Raw genomic sequence first — 18,157 nt, 5'->3', positions numbered from 1 at the left:
GATGCCGTGCACCACCGACAGCCCGAGCCCGGTGCCCTGGCCGACCCGCTTGGTCGTGAAGAAGGGCTCGAAGACGCGCAGCCGCGTCGCCTCGTCCATGCCGCAGCCGGTGTCGGCCACCCACAGGTGCACATAGGTGCCGGGTTGCAGCTCGCCCAGCCGCTGCGCCGCGTCGGCATCCAGCACTTGCGCATCCAGCCCGATCGTGATGCGCCCGCTGCTGCCCTGCAGCGCATGCCAGGCATTGGTGCACAGGTTCAGCAGGATCTGCTGCACGTGCGTCGCGTCGGCGCTCACCTGCAGCGGCCGGGTCTCCAGCTCGAGCACCAGCTCCACCGTCGCCGGCAGCGTCGAGCGCAGCAGCGCGATGGATTCCTCGATCATCGGCCGCATCGGCTGGCTCACCAGCTCGTGCGGCTGCATGCGGCTGAAGGCCAGGATCTTCTGCACCAGGCTGCGCGCGCGCACGCCGGCCATCTCGATCTGCTGCAGCGGTGGCACCGCGGCATGGCGATCGTCGAGCTGGTGGCGCGCCAGCGACACGTTGCCGAGGATGGCGGCCAGGATGTTGTTGAAGTCGTGCGCGATGCCGCCGGCCAGCGTGCCGATCGCCTCCATCTTCTGCGATTCGCGCAGTTGCGCCTCGAGGAGCACGCGCCGGGCCTCGGCCTGCTTGCGCTCGCTGATGTCGGTCACCATGCCGAGCGCGCCGGCATAGCCGCCGCCTTCGTCGAACACCGGCGTGATCGACATCGCGACCCACACGCCCTGGCCGTCGCGCCGGTGCATGCGCAGCTCGGCGGTCTCGACCGTGCCCGGCTGGCGGCGCGCCAGCTCGGCCGCCGACAGCAGCCCGCCTGGATCGTCGATGAAGTCGCCCAGCGGCCGCTCCAGCATGGCGGCCGCCTCGTGGCCCAGCAGGCGCAGCAGCTTCGGGTTGACGAAGGACAGGCAGGCCGCCGCATTGACCAGCCAGATGCCCTCGTTGGCGGTCTCGACGATGCGGCGGTAGCGCAGCTCGCTGTCGCGCAGCTCGCGCGTCATCACGCGCGCCACGCTGTGCGCACGCGCCCGGGCGGTGGCGAACTGCCACGACAGCACGGCCAGCAGCAGGCTCAGCCCGGCGCCGGCGAACAGGATGATGCGGGCCGATTCGCGGTGGTGGCGCGCCTCGAACTCGGGCGTGCTGCGCACCTGCACCGTCCAGCTCTGGCCGGCCACGCCGATGTACTCCTGCGCCTCGAAGCGCGCCGGCTGCTGCTCGGCCTCGAGGCCGATCGAGCGGTACAGCAGCGCGTCTTCCTTCAGCGCGACGCCGTCGTACAGCCGCAGGTCCAGCCCGGGCGTCGTCTCGCCGTACAGGCTGGACATCAGGTCGCCGACCCGGAAGCCGGCCCAGACCCAGCCGATCACGTTGCGCCGCCGCGCGGCCACGCTGTCGACCGGCTGGCCGGCGGCGTACAGCGGCAGCAGCATCAGGAAGCCGTACTGAGGTGCGTGGTCGGGCTCGGTCACCAGGCGCAGGCGGCCGGTGATCGCGACGCTGCCCGAATCGCGCGCCTTCTCGAGCGCGGCGCGGCGCACCGGGTCGGTCGCGATGTCGTAGCCCAGCGCGGTGAGGCTGCGCCCGGCCGCCGGCGCGATGTAGGTGACCGGCACGTAGCTTGCGCGCGGGCCCGGCGGGCGCACGCGGTAGCCCGGGTCGCCACGGCGCTGCGCGGCTTCGTGCGCCGCCAGTTCGTCGCCCGACAGCAGCGGACCGTAGGCGATGGCCTGCAGGCCGGTGAAGTCGACGCCGCCCAGCAGCGCGTCGACGTAGCGGTCGAAATCGGCGCGCTCGACACGGCCGGACGCGAGGAACAGCCCTTGCACGCCGCGCAGCATCTGCTCGAAGCTGGCCATGCGCTGCTCGATGCGGCTGGTGGCCTGGCGCAGCGCGAAGTCGAAGCTTGCGCGCAGCGCGGCGTCCTCGGATTCGCGTTCGTGCCGCCACGCGAGCGCGGTGATCGCGAGCGCGCCCGCGGCCACCAGCAGCGACAGCAGCAAGGGCAAGAAGCGTTTCAGGTTCACGCTAGAAACGCGTCATCGAGCGGGCCAGCTCGATCGAGAAATACTTCTCGAAGATGCGCTGCACCGTGCCGTCGGCGCGCATCTCGTCGACCAGCGCGCGCCAGGCCTGCTGCTGCGCGGGCGACAGCGACTTCTTCGACATGATCAGCCCGTGCGGCACCGGCGGGTCGTCGAACTCGACGATGCGCGTCTGCGCCCGCACCGTGCCCTGCAGGATGGTCGGGTAGTCGAAGGGCTCGATGATCATCGCCTGCACGCGGTTGTCGAGCAGCACCTGGTACAGCGGGTCGAGGCTGGAGGCATGGCTGACACGGCCCTGCGCGTCGAGCGCGTCGACGAAGCGGTTGGCCGTCGGGCTGTAGCGGAAGCTGCGGATCACGCCCAGCTTGAGCTGCGGGTTGCGTTCGAAATCGGCCAGCGCGCCGACGTTGGCGTCCTTGCGCACCAGCAGGTAGTACTTGTTGGAGACGTACCACGCGAAGGCAGCGAACTGCTCGCGCGCCGGGTTGGTGATGCCCGACAAGCTGAAGTCGAGCGCCCCGCCTTCGATCAGCTGCCAGATGCGTGCCCGCGGCATCACCGAGACGATGAGCTTGCAGCCGCTGCGGCGTGCCAGCTCGTCGGCCATGTCCTTGTCGATGCCCTCGCCGGTCTCGCCGGAATAGAGCAGGCCGTGCTCGTGCAGCGCCAGGCTCAGCGGGCGGGGGCAGTCGGGCTTGTCCGCCGCGCCGGCCGGCGGCATCGCGATCAGCGCGAGCGCCAGCGACACACCCAGGGCCCGCAGCCATTGCGACAACTTCTGCATGCTCGATCAACCCCCTGGGGGCGCAGCATAGCCCGGCACGGCATGGCGCGGCCCAGGGACTTGCCGCAACGGACGGGAAAATCCCACACCGGGGATGCCGGGGTGGCCTGCGGACGGCAGAATCGCGGGCCATGAAGTGGCATCACCTCGGCTTCGCGTTGCTGCTGGCCGCCATCGTGCGGCCGGGCCTGCCGCCGGCGCAGGCGGCCGAGGCCTACGCGATGCAGATGCAGCGCCAGCCCGATTTCGCGAAGATGCAGCGGCTGGGGCGCACGATGTTCTTCGACCCCTTGCTGTCGGCATCGGGCGAGCAGAGCTGCGCGAGCTGCCACGACCCGGCATCCGCCTACGGGCCGCCGAACGGCCAATCGGTGCAGCCGGGCGGGCGCGACGGCACCGCGCTCGGGTTCCGTGCGACACCATCGCTGCGCTACCTGCAGAACGTGCCGCCGTTCACCGAGCACCGCCATGACGACGACGTGGATGAAAGCGTCGACCAGGGGCCGGCGGGCGGACACGACTGGGATGGCCGTGCGGCCAGCGCGCACGAGCAGGCGGGGCTCGCGCTGCTGTCGCCGAACGAGATGGCGAACGCGAGCGAGGCCGAGGTGGTGGAGCGCTTGAGGCGCGCGCCGTATGCCGGCGAGTTCCGCGACACCTTCGGCGCGGACGCGCTGGATTCGGCCGAGCACGGCTTCCAGTGGGCGGTGCTGGCGCTGGAGATGTTCCAGCAGGATGCGGCGCAGTTCCATCCGTACAGCAGCAAGTACGACGCGGTGCTGCGCGGCAAGGCGCAGCTGTCGCCACAGGAGGCGCGCGGGCTGGCGCTGTTCAACGACGAGGCGAAGGGCAATTGCGCGTCATGCCACCCGAGCGTGATCAGCGCGACGACGGGGGCGTTTCCGGCCTTCACCGACCACGGCCACATCGTGCTGGGCGTGCCGCGCAACCGCAGCCTGCCGGCGAACCGCGACGCGGGCTTCCACGACCTGGGGCTGTGCGGACCGGAGCGGCGCGACCTGGCGGCGAACCGCGAGTACTGCGGCGCATTCCGCACGCCGACGCTGCGCAACGTCGCGCTGCGGCAGGCCTTCTTCCACAACGGCGTGCTGCACTCGCTGGAGGAGGTGATGCGCTTCTACGTGATGCGCGACCTGGAGCCGCAGCGCTGGTACGGCACGGGAGCGGACGGGAAGGTCGAGCCGTACGACGACCTGCCGGGGGCGCTGAAGGAGAACGTGAATGTCGATCCGCCGTTCGATCGGGCGCCGGGGAGCCAGCCGGCGTTGAGCGAGGCGGAGATCGCGGATGTGATCGCGTTCTTGAAGACGTTGACGGATGGGTATGTCACTCCAGCTTCAACGCCCCCGTCAAATCCCCCATCGCCGGCGACCCGTTCTTCGCCAGCCCCTCGTCGCGCATCTTCAGGCCCGGCAGCGTCTCCAGCTGGAAGCGCCGAGTGATGAAGCGCAGGATCGAGCCGGTGTCGTACGGCGTGTGGTCGACGTAGCCCTTCTTCGCCCACGGCGACACGATGATCGCCGGGATGCGCGTGCCGGGCCCCCAGATGTCGCCCTTGGGCACCGGCGCGTGGTCCCAGAAGCCGCCGTTCTCGTCGTAGGTGACGACCACCAGCATGCGCTTCCACTGCGGGCCCTGCTGCAGCTTCGCGATCACGTCGGCGATGTGCTGGTCGCCGGCCGCGACGTCGGCATAGCCGGCGTGCTGGTTCAGGTTGCCCTGCGGCTTGTAGAACGACACCGGCGGCAAGGTGCCCGCCGCCGCGTCCTGCAGGAAGCTCGCATCGAAATCCTTCAGGTGCGCCTTGCGGTACGCGGCCTTCGCCGGATCGGTCGGGTCGACCGCGGCGTAGTAGTTGAACGGCTGGTGGTGCGTCTGGAAGCCCACCGGCGAGGTGTAGATCACCTTGCGCGCCACGGCCGCCGGCTGCCGCCCCTCGGCCGTCGCCACGTCCCACGCGCCACCGTACCAGGCCCAGTTCACGCCCTTGCGGTCCAGCATGTCGCCGATCGTCAGCTGCGTCTGCGGCGGCAGCGTCGTCGGCTTGCTCGCATCGGCCAGCAGGTCGTTGCCGCCGGCCGCCGGCGGCACGCCGCTCGGCTGGTAGGCCGGTTGCATCGTGTTGACCGCGTAATAGCGGCCGTCGCCCGCATAGTTGGCCGGCGTCAGGTTGCCGCTGTTGACGTACTTCGGCGCCCCAGCGATGGCCGAGGCCGGTGAATCCTGCCGCGTCGTCAGGCGCGTGCTCCAGCGGCCATCGGGCAGCTTGTCGACCACCGAGATCGAACCCTTGGCCGGCGACTGCTCCGCATCCGGGACCACCGGCACGCAGGCACACACCAGGTACTGGTGGTTCAGGAACGAACCGCCGAACGCGCCCATGTAGAAGCGGTCGGCCAGCACGTACTGCTGCGCGATCTGCCACAGGCGCATCCTGCTGCCGTCGTAGTAGCCCAGCGCCAACCCGCCGCCGTCGGCCCAGGCGGCGAACTTGTCGTTGCGCCCGCCGTTGATCTGCATCTGGTTCTCGAAGAAGCGGTGGTACAGGTCGCGCGTGATCACGTCCTGCCCTACCTTGACGCCGCTGCCCTGGTAGCCGGCCTCGGCATCGATCTGGAACGGCTTGTTGTCCTGGTTGGCGGTGGCCCCCTGCGCCAGCGTCACCGCCTGGCCGGCGGCCGTCACGCCGCCCCAGGTCTGCGGCAGCTTGGGCAACACAGCGTCGCTGTCGCGCTCGGTCTGCGGCTGCCACGCGCCGCGCGAACTCGGGTTGACGCCGGGGATGCCATCGGCGCCCGGGAACAGGCCGTACAGGTTGTCGAAGGCCCGGTTCTCCGCAAAGATCACGACGACGGTGTCGATGCTCTGCTGCAGCCTCGCGTCGCTCACCGCGCCGCCGGACGGCGGGTTGGTGGTGCAGGCGGCGAGGGCCGCAGCCAGGGCAATGGCAGTGGCTCGGATCTTCATCGGCGGTCTCCTGGCGCTTCTGGGGGACCGCTATCTTCCCCTATTTGCCCAGCGGTTTCAGCGACTGCAACAAGGTCGGGATCAGCTCGCTCACCGTCGGGTGGATGTGCATCGCGCGCGCGATCACCGTGTACGGCGCATCGGCGGCCATCACGTCGAGCAGCGAATGCACGATCTCGTCGCCCTCGATGCACAGCATCGCCGCGCCCAGGATGCGCTGCGTCTGCGCATCCACCAGCACCTTCATGAAACCCTGCGTCTCGCCGCGCTCCTTCGCGCGGCCCACGCGCGTCATCGGCATTACGCCGACCAGCGCGTCGCGCCCGCTCGCGCGCACCTCGGCCTCGGTCATGCCGACGCGGCCGAGCGGCGGGTCGATGAACAGGCCGTAGGCCGGGATGCGGTCGCCGACGCGGCGCGCATCGCCGTCGAGCAGGTTGGCGGCGACGATCTCGTGGTCGTTGTACGAGGTGTGGGTGAACGCGCCGCGGCCGTTGCAGTCGCCCAGCGCCCAGATGCCGGGCACGCTGGTACGCAACTGGTCGTCGACCGTGATGTAGCCGCGCGCATCCTGCGCGATGCCGGCCTGCTCCAGCCCCAGCTCGTCGGTGTTGGGCCGCCGCCCGACGGCCACCAGCAAATGGCTGCCGGACAGCTCGCGCGGCCGGCCGTCGACGCTGGCCTTCAGCCCGATCGCGCCATCGGCCGTGCGCGACAGCGCGAAGTCGCGCGCCCTCGTCAGCACCTCGACCCCCTCGCGCTCGACGATCGCGCGGATCTCGGCCGACACCTCGGCATCCTCGCGCGACACCAGCCGCTCGCCCTGCTCCAGCACCGTGACGCGCGCGCCGAAGCGGCGGTACATCTGCGCGAACTCCAGCCCGATGTAGCTGCCGCCGATCACCATCAGGTGCGACGGCAGTTCGTCCACCCCCATCATCGACGTGTTGGTGAGGTACGGCACCTCGTGCAGGCCCGGCCAGTCGGGCACCACCGCACGGGCGCCGACGTTGATGAAGACCTTCGGCGCCTGCAGCACCTCGTCGCCCACCTGCACGCGATCGGGCCCGACGAAGCGCGCATGGCCCCAGACCAGGCTCAGGTTCTCCATGCCGCCGAGCCAGCCCGCCAGTCCCTGCACCGACTGCGCGACGACCGCATCCTTGCGCGCCTTCACCGCCTTCATGTCGACCCGCACCGCGCCGTCGATCAGCACGCCGTAGTCGGCCGCGCGCCGCGCGACGTGGGCGGTGCGCGCGCTGGCCACCAGCGTCTTGGTCGGGATGCAGCCGTCGTTGACGCAGGTGCCGCCCAGGTGCTCGCGCTCGACCAGCGCGGTCTTCATGCCGGCGGCGCACAAGCGGGCGGCGAGGAACGGGCCGGCCTGGCCGCTGCCGAACACGATGGCGTCGAACGTGCGTGTCATGGGTGTCCTCCGTGGAACTGGCGCCGCATCATGCGCCGGCTGCAAAGCTGCAGCGCCTTGGTCGGTTCATGCCCCCTGTTCTGACAGCCCCGATGTCCCCACGCGCAGCACGTGCTTGACCGGGCATCGGCGCCTCCGTAGACTTTCACGCCAGGACTTCCAAGGATTCTTGGGTCCGCGCCAGCCGGCCGCCTGTCATGCGGCCCACGACTCCCACTCGGAGACGCTCGTTGTTCCCCCTTCTTCAGGTCTTGGCGACCCCGTCGCCGAGGAACGCTGCGTCTTCGAGGTTCGCGTGGACATCACCCGCCATCGGCTGCTCGACAGCCAATTCATCCTGCACAGCGCCTTTGGCGATGCTTGGTTCTTCGACCGCATCGCACGCTCGTACGAGCCGGGCGTCGCACCGCTCGCCGATCCGGCGGTCACCTCCACCATCGAGATCCGGGTGCACCATGCCTCGGCGGCCGAGCTGCACCAGGCTTCGGCCGGCTGGCCGCGCTGCGCGCACTTCCACCGCTCGCTGAACTACGCCCACTGGAACCTCGACGGCCCGGCCGACACCGCCTCCATCCACCTGCCCGGCGAAGGCGTGCTGTTCCGCTACCACGCCACGCAAGCGCGGCTCGATGCGCACATCGATCCGATGCACACCGCACGCGCCAGCGAACTGATCTTCCACGCCGCGCGCAACCTGGCGCTGTGGCGCCGCGGCCCGCGCTTCGCGCCGATGCTGCACGCGAGCGCGGTGCTGGTCGACGGCGCCGCCTGGCTGTTCCTCGGCGGCAAGGGCGCGGGCAAGTCGACGCTGTTCATCGACGCGGTGCTGCGCCAGGGCGCGCAGCCGCTGTCGAACGACCGCGTGCTGCTCGATGCCGAAGACGGCCGCAGCGTCTGGTCGTGGCCCAGCTACCTGTCGTACTGCGAAGGCACGATCCTCGACTACCCCGAGCTGCGGCACGTCTTCGACGCCGGGCTGCGCGACCTGCAGCGCCGGCGCGATGAAACCGGCCGCGGCTGCGCCCACGCGCTGTACCGCCGCAGCTACGCGCAGGCCCACAAGCGCATCGTCGCGCCCTGCCTGCTGACGGAAGTGCTGGGCCTGCGCTACCAGCGGCGCGCGCCGCTGGCCGGCATCGTGCGGGCCCGGCTCGAACCCGGCCACGCCGCGGGCCTCACGCTGCATGCCAGCGGCAGCACCGCGCAGCTGCAGGCCGCCGACATCGCCGATGCCGTGTTCCCGCCGGCCGACCCCGACTTCCCGTGCTGGCACGGCGATGACCGGGCGCTCGGGCAGCGCGCGGCACCGGGCGATGCAGCGCTGGCGTGGCTGCAGGCCGCCGGCGTGCGCCACCTCGATGTCACGCTCGACCCCGTCGGCGCCAAGCCCAGGCTGCACGAACTGCTGGCCGCCCGATCCCTGACCTGAGCCTCACCCCGGAGACCCGACCATGCACCGAGACCTGCCGGTGAATTTCCGCTTCGGCGATGCCGAGCACGACGCGCTCGTGCAGCGGCTGGAAGCGATCCGCCTCAACCCGTACAAGGCCTATGCGGCGTTCCGCCACCAGGTCCGGCTGCTGGTCGCCGGCGAGCCGCAGCTGGCCCGCTTCCGCGACTTCCTCGAGGCGCGCCGGCGCGCCTCGGCCTACGAGCACCCGTTCGTCTTCCTCGAGAACTGCCCCATCGACCGCGTGCTGCCCGAGCTGGGCAACGACGACCCGGTGGCCGACAAGCATGCGAAGAAAAAGACCTTCGTCGCCGAAGGCTTCCTGCAGCTGTATGCCGAGGTCGCCGGCGAGCACCCGATCGCCTACCTGAACGTCAACGACGGCGACGTGTTCCAGGACATCTACCCGAAGGAATCGCTGAAGGCCACGCAATCGCAGAAGGCGCTCGGGCCAATCCACTTCCACAAGGACCTCGCCAACCACTTCGTGCGCCCCGACCTGGTGAACATCCTGTCGCTGCGCGGCTGCGACGACAACGAGATCTCGACCACCTTCGTCGCCAACCGCGACATCCTCGCGGCCCTGGACCGGCACACGCTGGGCGTGCTGCGCGAGCAGGTGTTCTACACGCCCTTCGACGACCTGTCGGTGATGAGCGGCAACGTGCAGCTCGGCAAGGCGGCCAACCACGCCGTGCTGACGCGCGAGGTCGACCTGCGCTTCTTCGAGAACCGCACCGAAGGCCTCACCGATTCGGCCAGCAGCGCCGTCAGGCGCCTCACCGCCGCGCTGCACGCCCACAAGCGGCGCGTGCAGATGCGCAGCGGCGACTTCGTGTCGATCTCCAACAACCTGTCGCTGCACGGCAAGGAGATCGGCACGGTGCGCGACGAGGCGGCGCAGCGCCGGCGCTGGAGCATCAAGACGGTCAACGTGCATTCGATCGCGCCCCACCTGCCGCACCTGGTGCCCGGCAGCGACCACCTGGTCAACGGCTGACATGGAGGCTTCCACCGCCAGGCCCGCCCCGAGGCCGCGCTGGTGCGTCGTGACCGGCGCCAGCGCCGGTATCGGGCGCGCCGTCACGCAAGGGCTGCTGGCCAGCGGCTTCAGCGTCGTCGGCATCGCGCGCGGCGAAACGCCGCTGGCCGAGTTGGCGCGGCAATGGCCGCAGCGCTTCATCGGACTGGCGCACGACGTCGCACGGCCAGGGCTGATGGCCGCCCTGGCCGGCCAGGCCCTGCCGCTGGCCGACATCGAACTGGCCGTGCACTGCGCCGGCTGCGCCTTCCAGGGCGTGGCCCTCACCGGCATGAGCGATGCCGACCTGCGCGAGACCGTCGGCACCAACGTGCTCGGCACGACGATGGTGGTGCGCGACTTCGCGCGCCTGCTGCAGCAGCGCGGTGCCGGCACGCTGGTCGTGCTCGGCTCGGTGGCCGGCCAGGACGCCGCGCCGCTGATGGCTGCCTACGCCGCGAGCAAGGCCTACACGCAGCAGCTGCTGCGCTGCGTGCGCGCCGACCTGCACGGCAGCGGCGTGCGCATCAGCTGCGTGCAGCCGGGCACCACGCGCACCGGCCTGCTCGACGGCCAGCCGGGCCTGGATGCAGCCGAGCGCTTCGCCGGCTTCATCCCGCTCGAGGCCCACGACCTGGCGCGCACGATCGAATGGATCCACCAGCAGCCGGCGCACGTCAACATCCAGGAAATCAGCGTCTTCCCGGTCGCGCAAAGCCTGTTCGTGCGCGGCATCCACCGCGGCATCGCCCCGCCCCTTCCCGAGCCTGTTCCCCCATGTCCCATCGCATCGATACCGAGATGACCCGCGTCGCGCAGCTGCTGTGGCCCGAACCGCAACAGGTTGAAGCCGTGGCCGGCGGGATGTTCAACCGCGTGCTGAAGGTCGAATCCGCCGCCGGCACCCACTACCTGAAGCGCTTCACCGAATCGGCCAGCTCCGGCGACTTCCCGCCGCTGCCGACGCGGGCGGCCCAACGCTGCCTCGTCGCCTGCAGCTGGCACGACCTGGCGCAGCGTGCCTGCAGCGGCGTCGGCCGCATGGCCCTCACCGGCAGCGCGGCCCGCGACCCGGCCGTGCCGCAGCGCCCGCTGCCGCAGGTGCAGGTGCCCGCGCTGCTGGCGATCCAGAGCGAGCTCGATCTCGTCGCGATGGAGGCCGTCCCGGGCGCGCCCTTGCAGCAGCAGCTGCTGCAAGCCGACGACGACGCAGCCGCCGCACGGGCCACGCTGAAGTCGCTCGTGCGCTGGCTGGCCGTGCTGCACACGCTGCCGCTCGAGCCGCGCGGCCCGCTGCTGGCCGCCAGCCGGCCGTTCAAGGCCTACAAGGTCGACCTGCAGTACGCCAGGCTGATCACCGAGCTGCCGCCGCGGGTGCATGCGGGCGCGCTGCAGTTCATCCGCGACTACCTCGCCGACGAATCCGACCCGGTCCACGGCGACCTCAATTCGCGCAACGTGCTGGTCGACGACAACAGCCTGTCGGTCATCGACTTCGAGCAAGGCCACTTCGGCGCGGGCATCTACGACCTTGCCTACCTGGTCAGCGAGTACGCGATCCAGGCCCTGAACGCACGCAACGATCCGCGCTCCGTCGCCGCGCTGGCCTGGGACCACTACGGCAGCGCACGCCGGCTGGCCGACCCGATGGCGCAGCTGCGTCGCTTCCAGGTGCACCTGGGCTTCCAGGTGCTGTACCGGCTGGTCGGGCCGAGCCGCGCCGCCTGGACCGGCCACCTCGACGACACCACCGCGCAGCGCGTGCGCCACTGGAGCCTCACGACGCTGGAGGCGCTGCTGTGAGCGGGCAGGTGCTCGGCCCGCTGGATCGGCAGTTGCGCGCCAGCTACCTCGGCTTCTTCCTGCCGGCCGGCGTGCTGCTGAGCTACCTGCCGCCTTTCCTGCGGGACAAGGGCCTGGCGCCCGACGAGGTCGGCTGGATCTTCAGCGCGGTGTTCGGCGTCAAGCTGCTGACCGGCCCGCTGCTCGCGTGGTGGGCCGACGCGGCCCGGCGCCAGGCGCATGTGCTGTGGGCCGCCGCGTGGGCCGGCGTCGCGGCCGCCTGGCTGCTGGGCAGCTCGACGCGCTTCGCCACGCTGCTGGCCAGCGTCATCGTCATTGCCGTGTGCCGCAACTACTTCCAATGCCTGCTGGAGGCCCTGGCCACGCGCGTGCGCGACCTGCAGGGCGGCTCGCGCTACGGCTCGGTGCGCGCCTTCGGTTCGCTGGCGGTCTGCGCCGGCGTGCTGTTGTATGGCGGCATCTGGTCGGCCGGCAGCGCGTGGCAGCGCCTCGCGTTGCCGGCGATGGTGCTCGGTTCGAGCCTCGTGCTGGTGGCCTGCCTGCGGCCCACGCAAGCGGCCGCGCGGCAGATCGCCGCCACGCCGGTGACGACCACGGCGATGACCACGGCAACGACGGCGACGGGCCCCACCCGCCCCGCGCTGACGCCCCGCGCGGTGCTGCTGCTGGCTGGTGCCTCGCTGCTGATCGGCGCCAACGGGGTGTTCTACAGCAGCGCGACCCTGCTGCTCGAACAACGCGGCCTGCCGCCCCCCGCGGTCGCCGGGCTGTGGTGCGCCGCGTTCGGCATCGAGGCCCTCGGCTTCGCCGCCTTCGACCGGCTGCGCGCCCGCTGGGGCAACGCCCGGCTGTTCGGAGCCGTCATCGCGCTGGCCCTGCTGCGCTGGTCGCTGCTCGCGTCGGCGGGGCCGCTGCCCTGGCTGCTGCTGGGCTTCGCGCTGCACGTCGCATCGCTGTCGTGGACGCATGCGCTGTGCGCGCTGTGGATCCGCGAACTCTGGCCCGCCCGCTACGCCGTCACCGGGCAGGCCGTCTACCTCGCCTGCGCGCATGGCATCGGATTGGCCGGCGCGTCCTGGCTCGCCAGCCGCGCGCTGCCCACCTGGGGCTGCGGCGTGTACGGGCTGGCCGCAGCGATGACGGCCGCCGGTGCGTTGCTGGTGGTCGTGCGCGCCAGCCTCGAACAACGCGCCCGCCTCGGCGGGGCACTGCAGGTCTCCCGGCCATGACGAACAGCGTGACCCCGCCACCCCCGTTGCCGGCGCGCAGCGTGCAGCGCCTCACCGAAACCCTGTCGCTGGCGATCCAGCGCCTGTGCCCGTCGGCGTTGGCGGTCGCCCTCGGGGGCTCGCAGGGCCGCGGCCGGCAGGACGACCAGTCCGACCTCGACCTCGTCGTGCTGCTGGCCGAAGGCGCCCTGGTGGCCGGTGCGCGCCAGCTCGGCGAGACCGTTCTGCCCTTGCTGGTCGAACGCGTCCAGCTGGCCGGCGGCCCCACGTGGAAGGAAGGCTTCGGTTGCCGCACCTCGGTGCTGTATGCCGACGGGTTCAAGGTCGAGATCTTCGCCGTGACGCCGGACACCGTGCCGGTGACCGAGCGCGTGCTGCGCTGGCGGCCGCTGTGGGGCGCCGGGCACCTCGATCCGCTGCAGGACGCCATCGCCCGCAAGCTGTCGCGCGAGCAAGTCATCGCCCGCGTGCAATTCGACGTCGCGTATGCGCACATGTCGGTGTGCCGGCACCTGTCGCGCGGCGAGGTGTTCGCCGCGCGCCACGTGCTTGCCAGCCTGATCACGATCGCGATCGCGCTGCGCCTGTTCCAGCTCGGCGACGGCTACGACCCGGTCGCCAGCACCAAGCGCATCGTGCGCGACGGCCTCGACGACGACCCGGTGGTGCGCGAGATCGGCATCGCGTCGGCCCGGCTCGGCGGCGACGCGGTGCAGCTCGCGGCGGCGCTCGGCCTGCTGCAGCAGCTGTGCGCCGGCATGCTCGGCGAGCTGCCGCAGCCGGGCGACCCGGCGGTGTCGGCGCGGCGGTTGGTCGATGCGATTGCCGCGGCACCCCAACTCTGGATCGCCGAGCCGGCGACGCGGCCACTTGACCCGCGGGAAAACCAGGAGCACGATCTCGCGCGTCGGGCCTTCGGCCTTTGACAAGTGAGCATCTCTTGAGCACTTCATGCTGGGTCAGCGCTTCGCGCGCTGCTTGTGCCTCCAACGGCAGCCGCTGGCAACGGCACTCCACGTTCCCGCGCATCGCGCTGCGGCTGCAGCCATGGCGCCGCAGATTGCGCCCCGGCGTTTGCTGACGGGCACCGCCCGCTCTTCCCCCTCCCGTTGACCCGAATCTCGCGTCGGGCGCCTGTGCGCCCGCGCCTGATCGTGGCCTGACGCGCTCGCCGGCAGCCATGGCTGCACGGCCTGCGGCGTCGCGCCCCCGTGCGCGACCGTCGGCCACGCCCTCCCATGACTTCAGAAAGAAGGAAGGTATGTTTCATGACCTGATCGGCCCGGTGCCGACGCCCTGGATCGTCGTCGGTGCGACGCTGGGCATCGTGGCGCTGCTGGCCTTGTTCGCGCTGGCCTCCGGCATGGTGCGCTACATCCCGAACGACCGCATCGGCGTCGTCGAGCGACTGTGGAGCTCCGGTGGCTCCGTGAAAGCCGGCCTGCTGGCCTTGCACGGCGAAGCCGGCCTGCAACCCGACCTGCGCCGCGGCGGCTTCCATTTCTTCGCGCCCTTCCAGTACCGCGTGCACCTGAGCCGCATGGTGTCGGTCACGCAAGGCAAGATCGGCTACGTCTTCGCGCGCGACGGCGAGGACCTGCCCGCCGGGCAGACACTGGCCGACAACGCGGGCGCGCGCGACTTCCGCGATGCCCGCGCCTTCATCGGCGGAGGCGGCCAGAAGGGGCCGCAACGCAAGGTGCTGCGGGAAGGCACACACATCATCAACCCGGCCCTCTTCGTCGTGATGACGGAGGAGGAGACCTACTCGATGTCGATGGACCGCCACGAACAGGCCTTCTACGACAGGATGCGCGAGGTGCTGGACCAGCGCAGCGCGTTCTCGCCGGTGGTGATCCGCGGCACGGCGAACGAGAACGCCGACTCCGACCTGCTGGCCGTCGTCACGGTGCACGACGGTCCGCCGCTGCAGCGCGACGAGCTGCTCGCACCCGACGTCGGCGATCGCCACAACTCGTTCCAGGAACCGCAGGCCTTCCTGGCGTCGGGCGGGCGCCGTGGCCGGCAGGAGCGCGTGCTGGTCGAAGGCACGTACTTCATCAACCGGCTGTTCGCGACGGTCGAGCTGATCCGCAAGACGGTGATCCCGGTGGGCTTCGTCGGCGTCGTGGTCTCGTACACCGGGCGCCGCGGCGACGACACCTCAGGCCAGGACTACACGCACGGCGAACTGGTGGAGACCGGCTGCCGCGGCGTGTGGCGCGACCCGATGATGCCGGGCAAGTATGCGTTCAACACCTACGCCGGCAAGATCGAGCTGGTGCCCACGACCAACTTCGTGCTGATGTGGCAGTCGGGGTCCAGCGGCTCCAGTTTCGATTCGAACCTGCGCGAGATCACGCTGATCACGAAGGATGCCTTCGAGCCGCTGCTGCCGTTGTCCGTGGTCGTGCACATCGACTACCGCAAGGCACCGATGGTGGTGCAGCGCTTCGGCAACGTGAAGCAGCTGGTCGAGCAGACGCTGGACCCGATGGTGTCGTCGTACTTCAAGAACGTCTCGCAGACGCGCACCTTCATCGAGCTGATCCAGTCGCGCAGCGAGCTGCAGGCCAACGCGTCGACCGACATGCGCGAGCGCTTCAAGGCCTACTCGCTGGAGTTCCAGGAGGTGCTGATCGGCACGCCGAAGCCGCAGGGAGGCGACATGCAGATCGAGAACATCATGGCGCAGCTGCGCGACCGCCAGATCGCGCGCGAGCAGGTCGAGACCTTCGCGCAGAAGCAGATCGCGGCCGACAAGCAGCGCGAGCTGAACGAGGCGGAGAAGCGGGCACAGAAGCAGGCCGAGCTCACCGCCTCGCTGGTGGACATCTCGATCAAGGACAACAACGGTGCCGCCGCGGTGAAGGCGGCCGAGCGCCGGCGCGAGGAGATCGCGCTGCTGGCGCAGGCCGACAAGTACCGCCAGGAGAACGAAGGCGCGGGCCGGGCCTCGGCCATCAAGGCGATCGGTGCGGCCGAGGCCGCGTCGATCAAGGCCAAGTCGGATGCGCTGGAAGGCATCGGCGCCGACAAGCAGCTGATGCAGACCGTGATGCTGCGCCTGGCCGAGGCCTTCGAGACCGCGAAGGTGCCGCTGGTGCCGCAGATCCAGCTCGGCGGCAGCGCCGGCGGGGACGCGTTCGCGACGATGCTCGCGTTGATGAACTCGCTGCGCGCCCGCGAGTTGCTGGGGGATGCGAAACCCGGATCGTCATCCGGGCCGCGAGACTAGAAGTGGATGCCGCGCATCATCTGCTGCAGCGCGATCGCCTCGGGTGACAGGGTCGGTTTCGCCGCCTTGTCGCCCTTGGCCGCCGAGCTGTCCGGGAACATCCGGAAGCTGGTGTTCATCACGATCTGCGCGATGCGCGGCACCAGCGCGTGCAGCACCTCGCCGGCGATGCCCAGCCGCGTCGCGATGCGCACCGGCTTGTGGACGCAGGCCTTGGCGATCATGTCGGCCGCCTCTTCCGGCGCCAGCGTCGGCACGTTGTTGTAGATCTTCGTCGGCGCGATCATCGGCGTGCGCACCAGCGGCATGTTGATGGTCGTGAAGGTGATGCCGGTGTCGGCATATTCGCTCGACGCGCAGCGCGTCCACGCGTCCAGCGCGGCCTTGCTGGCCACGTAGGCCGAGAAGCGAGGCGCATTGGTCAGCACGCCGATCGAGCTGATGTTGACGATGTGCCCCTTGCGCTTGGCGACCATGCCGGGCAGCAGCCCCATCGTCACGCGCAGGCAGCCGAAGTAGTTCAGCTGCATCGTGCGCTCGAAGTCGTGGAAGCGGTCGTAGCTGCTCTCGATCGCGCGGCGGATCGAGCGGCCGGCGTTGTTGATCAGGAAATCCACGCCGCCGAAGTTCTGCTGGATCCAGTCGAGCAGCTCGCGGCAGCTCGCCTCGTCGGAGATGTCGGACGAGAAGGTCTCGACGCGCGCGTCCTTGCCGGCGGCCAGCAGGATCTCCTTGCGCGCCTCGGCCAGCTTGGCTTCGTCGCGCGCGCAGATCAGCGTGATCGCGCCGGCCTCGGCGAACTTGATCGCCGCCGCCAGCCCGATGCCCGACGAGCCGCCGGTCACCAGCACCACCTTGCCGCCGACGGTGCCGCGCAGCGAATGGTCGATCAGCAGCGCCGGGTCGAGGTGGCGCTCCCAGTAGTCCCACAGGCGCCAGGCGTAGTCGTTGAGCTTCGGGCACTCGATGCCGCTGCCCTTCAGCGCGGCCAGCGTCTCGCGGCAGTCGAAGCGCGTCGGGTAGTTGATGAAGGTGAAGATGTCCTCGGGCAGGCCCAGGTCCTTCATCACCGCGGCACGCACGCGGCGCACCGGTGCCAGCGTCATCAGGCCCTTCTTGACGCTGCGCGGGATGAAGCCCAGCAGCGCGGCATTGATGAACAGGTTCATCTTCGGCGCATGCGCGGCCTTGCTGAAGATGTCGAGCACGTCGCCGACGCGGTAGCCCTGCGGGTCGACCAGGTGGAAGCAGCGCTTGTTCAGCTCGGCCTTGCCGTGGCTGATGTGGTCGAGCGCCGCGACGACGAAGTCCACCGGCACGATGTTGACGCGCCCGCCTTCCAGCCCGACGCTGGGCATCCAGGGCGGCAGGATCTGCCGCATGCGCTGGATCAGCTTGAAAAAGTAGTACGGGCCGTCGATCTTGTCCATCTCGCCGGTCTGCGAATCGCCGGCCACCATCGCCGGGCGGTACACCGTCCACGGCAGCTTGGCCTCCTTGCGCACGATCTTCTCGCTCTCGTGCTTGGTCATGAAGTACGGATGGTCCAGGCCCTCGGCCTCGTCGAACATGTCCTCGCGGAACACGCCTTCGTAGAGGCCGGCGGCGGCGATCGAGCTGACGTGGTGCAGGTGGCCGGCGTCGATGGCCTTCACGAACTCGACGACGTTGCGCGTGCCTTCGATGTTGACCTGCACCTGGCTCTCTTCGTCGGCCGACAGGTCGTAGACGGCGGCCAGGTGGTAGGCGTGGTCGATGTGGCCCTTCAGGCGCCTGACGTCGTCGGCCGACACGCCGAGCTTCTTCGCGGTCAGGTCGCCGTAGACCGGAATCGCGCGCGCCTTGGTGACGCCCCAGAAGGCCAGCAGGTCGTCCACCTTGCCCTCGCTCTCGGGACGCAGCAGGAAGTGCACGGTCGCGCCGCGGCGCTGCAGCAGGGTCTTGACGAGGCGCTTGCCGATGAAGCCGGTGGCGCCGGTGACGAAATACTGCATGCGTTCCTCCTGGGGACGGTCGGGTTGGTTTCGTTCGATTCTTGTCCAAACCCTCGCGGGCGCCGCTGCGCGATTACCCGAGCTTCCCCATAGACGCCGCGCCCTAGAGAAAGGCGGTGCCGCGCCGCCGGTG

At 70.3% G+C, this 18,157-nt stretch carries 13 protein-coding genes; 8 read left to right on the top strand and 5 right to left on the bottom strand.

Translation table 11 applies throughout. From position 1 onward, the window contains the following. Both AC1DYN_RS20425 and AC1DYN_RS20420 read right to left on the bottom strand, forming a co-directional pair. Positions 1–2,070: CHASE domain-containing protein (locus tag AC1DYN_RS20425; protein WP_477962918.1), on the bottom strand; the 2,070-nt coding region annotated here is incomplete at its 3' end. 1 nt (position 2,071) lies between these two features. Then, entirely contained in the window at positions 2,072–2,875 is an 804-nt protein-coding gene (locus tag AC1DYN_RS20420; protein WP_477962916.1) for a substrate-binding periplasmic protein, read from the bottom strand. Between the two features lie 131 nt (positions 2,876–3,006). Here AC1DYN_RS20420 and AC1DYN_RS20415 point away from each other — a divergent pair, with 131 nt between their 5' ends. Beyond that, on the top strand, positions 3,007–4,338 hold the full coding sequence (locus AC1DYN_RS20415) for a cytochrome-c peroxidase (protein ID WP_477962914.1): 1,332 nt from the start codon (positions 3,007–3,009) through the stop codon (positions 4,336–4,338). Here the strand turns inward: AC1DYN_RS20415 and acpA are convergent. Next, a complete protein-coding gene (gene acpA / locus AC1DYN_RS20410) occupies positions 4,223–5,863 on the bottom strand; it encodes an acid phosphatase (protein WP_477962912.1) in 1,641 nt (546 codons plus the stop codon). The two genes, AC1DYN_RS20415 and acpA, sit on opposite strands and share 116 nt — an antisense overlap. 40 nt (positions 5,864–5,903) lie before the next feature. After that, complete coding sequence (locus AC1DYN_RS20405) at positions 5,904–7,289, bottom strand: FAD-containing oxidoreductase (RefSeq protein ID WP_477962910.1); 1,386 nt, start codon at positions 7,287–7,289, stop codon at positions 5,904–5,906. Between the two features lie 295 nt (positions 7,290–7,584). On the opposite strand from AC1DYN_RS20405, the gene AC1DYN_RS20400 reads away from it, so the two are divergent. The 7 genes from AC1DYN_RS20400 (at position 7,585) to AC1DYN_RS20370 (ending at position 16,030) form a co-directional block, all read left to right on the top strand. Then, positions 7,585–8,718 (top strand): hypothetical protein, encoded by a 1,134-nt coding sequence (locus tag AC1DYN_RS20400; protein WP_477962909.1) that lies wholly within the window; start codon positions 7,585–7,587, stop codon positions 8,716–8,718. Between the two features lie 22 nt (positions 8,719–8,740). Continuing rightward, positions 8,741–9,739, top strand: coding sequence for a hypothetical protein (locus AC1DYN_RS20395; protein ID WP_477962907.1), 999 nt, complete (start codon positions 8,741–8,743; stop codon positions 9,737–9,739). Between the two features lies 1 nt (position 9,740). Then, on the top strand, positions 9,741–10,565 hold the full coding sequence (locus AC1DYN_RS20390) for an SDR family oxidoreductase (RefSeq protein ID WP_477962905.1): 825 nt from the start codon (positions 9,741–9,743) through the stop codon (positions 10,563–10,565). Beyond that, a complete protein-coding gene (locus tag AC1DYN_RS20385) occupies positions 10,538–11,563 on the top strand; it encodes a phosphotransferase family protein (RefSeq protein ID WP_477962903.1) in 1,026 nt (341 codons plus the stop codon). The genes AC1DYN_RS20390 and AC1DYN_RS20385 overlap by 28 nt, the downstream gene beginning before the upstream one ends. Continuing rightward, a complete protein-coding gene (locus AC1DYN_RS20380) occupies positions 11,560–12,792 on the top strand; it encodes an MFS transporter (RefSeq protein ID WP_477962901.1) in 1,233 nt (410 codons plus the stop codon). The genes AC1DYN_RS20385 and AC1DYN_RS20380 overlap by 4 nt, the downstream gene beginning before the upstream one ends. Beyond that, positions 12,789–13,718, top strand: a complete 930-nt coding sequence (locus tag AC1DYN_RS20375) for a nucleotidyltransferase domain-containing protein (protein ID WP_477962899.1) — start codon at positions 12,789–12,791, stop codon at positions 13,716–13,718. The genes AC1DYN_RS20380 and AC1DYN_RS20375 overlap by 4 nt, the downstream gene beginning before the upstream one ends. Positions 13,719–14,053: 335 nt before the next feature. Beyond that, positions 14,054–16,030: an SPFH domain-containing protein gene (locus AC1DYN_RS20370; RefSeq protein WP_477962897.1), complete on the top strand. Its 1,977-nt coding sequence runs from the start codon at positions 14,054–14,056 to the stop codon at positions 16,028–16,030. Here the strand turns inward: AC1DYN_RS20370 and AC1DYN_RS20365 are convergent. Then, on the bottom strand, positions 16,027–18,024 hold the full coding sequence (locus AC1DYN_RS20365; RefSeq protein WP_477962895.1) for an SDR family oxidoreductase: 1,998 nt from the start codon (positions 18,022–18,024) through the stop codon (positions 16,027–16,029). The genes AC1DYN_RS20370 and AC1DYN_RS20365 overlap by 4 nt on opposite strands. Between the last annotated feature and the right edge of the window lie 133 nt (positions 18,025–18,157).

The sequence above is a fragment of the Rhizobacter sp. P2_D12 genome, from assembly GCF_056404395.1.
The sequence above is the reverse complement of the archived record's forward strand: the minus strand, read 5'-3'. Positions and strand labels throughout refer to the sequence as shown.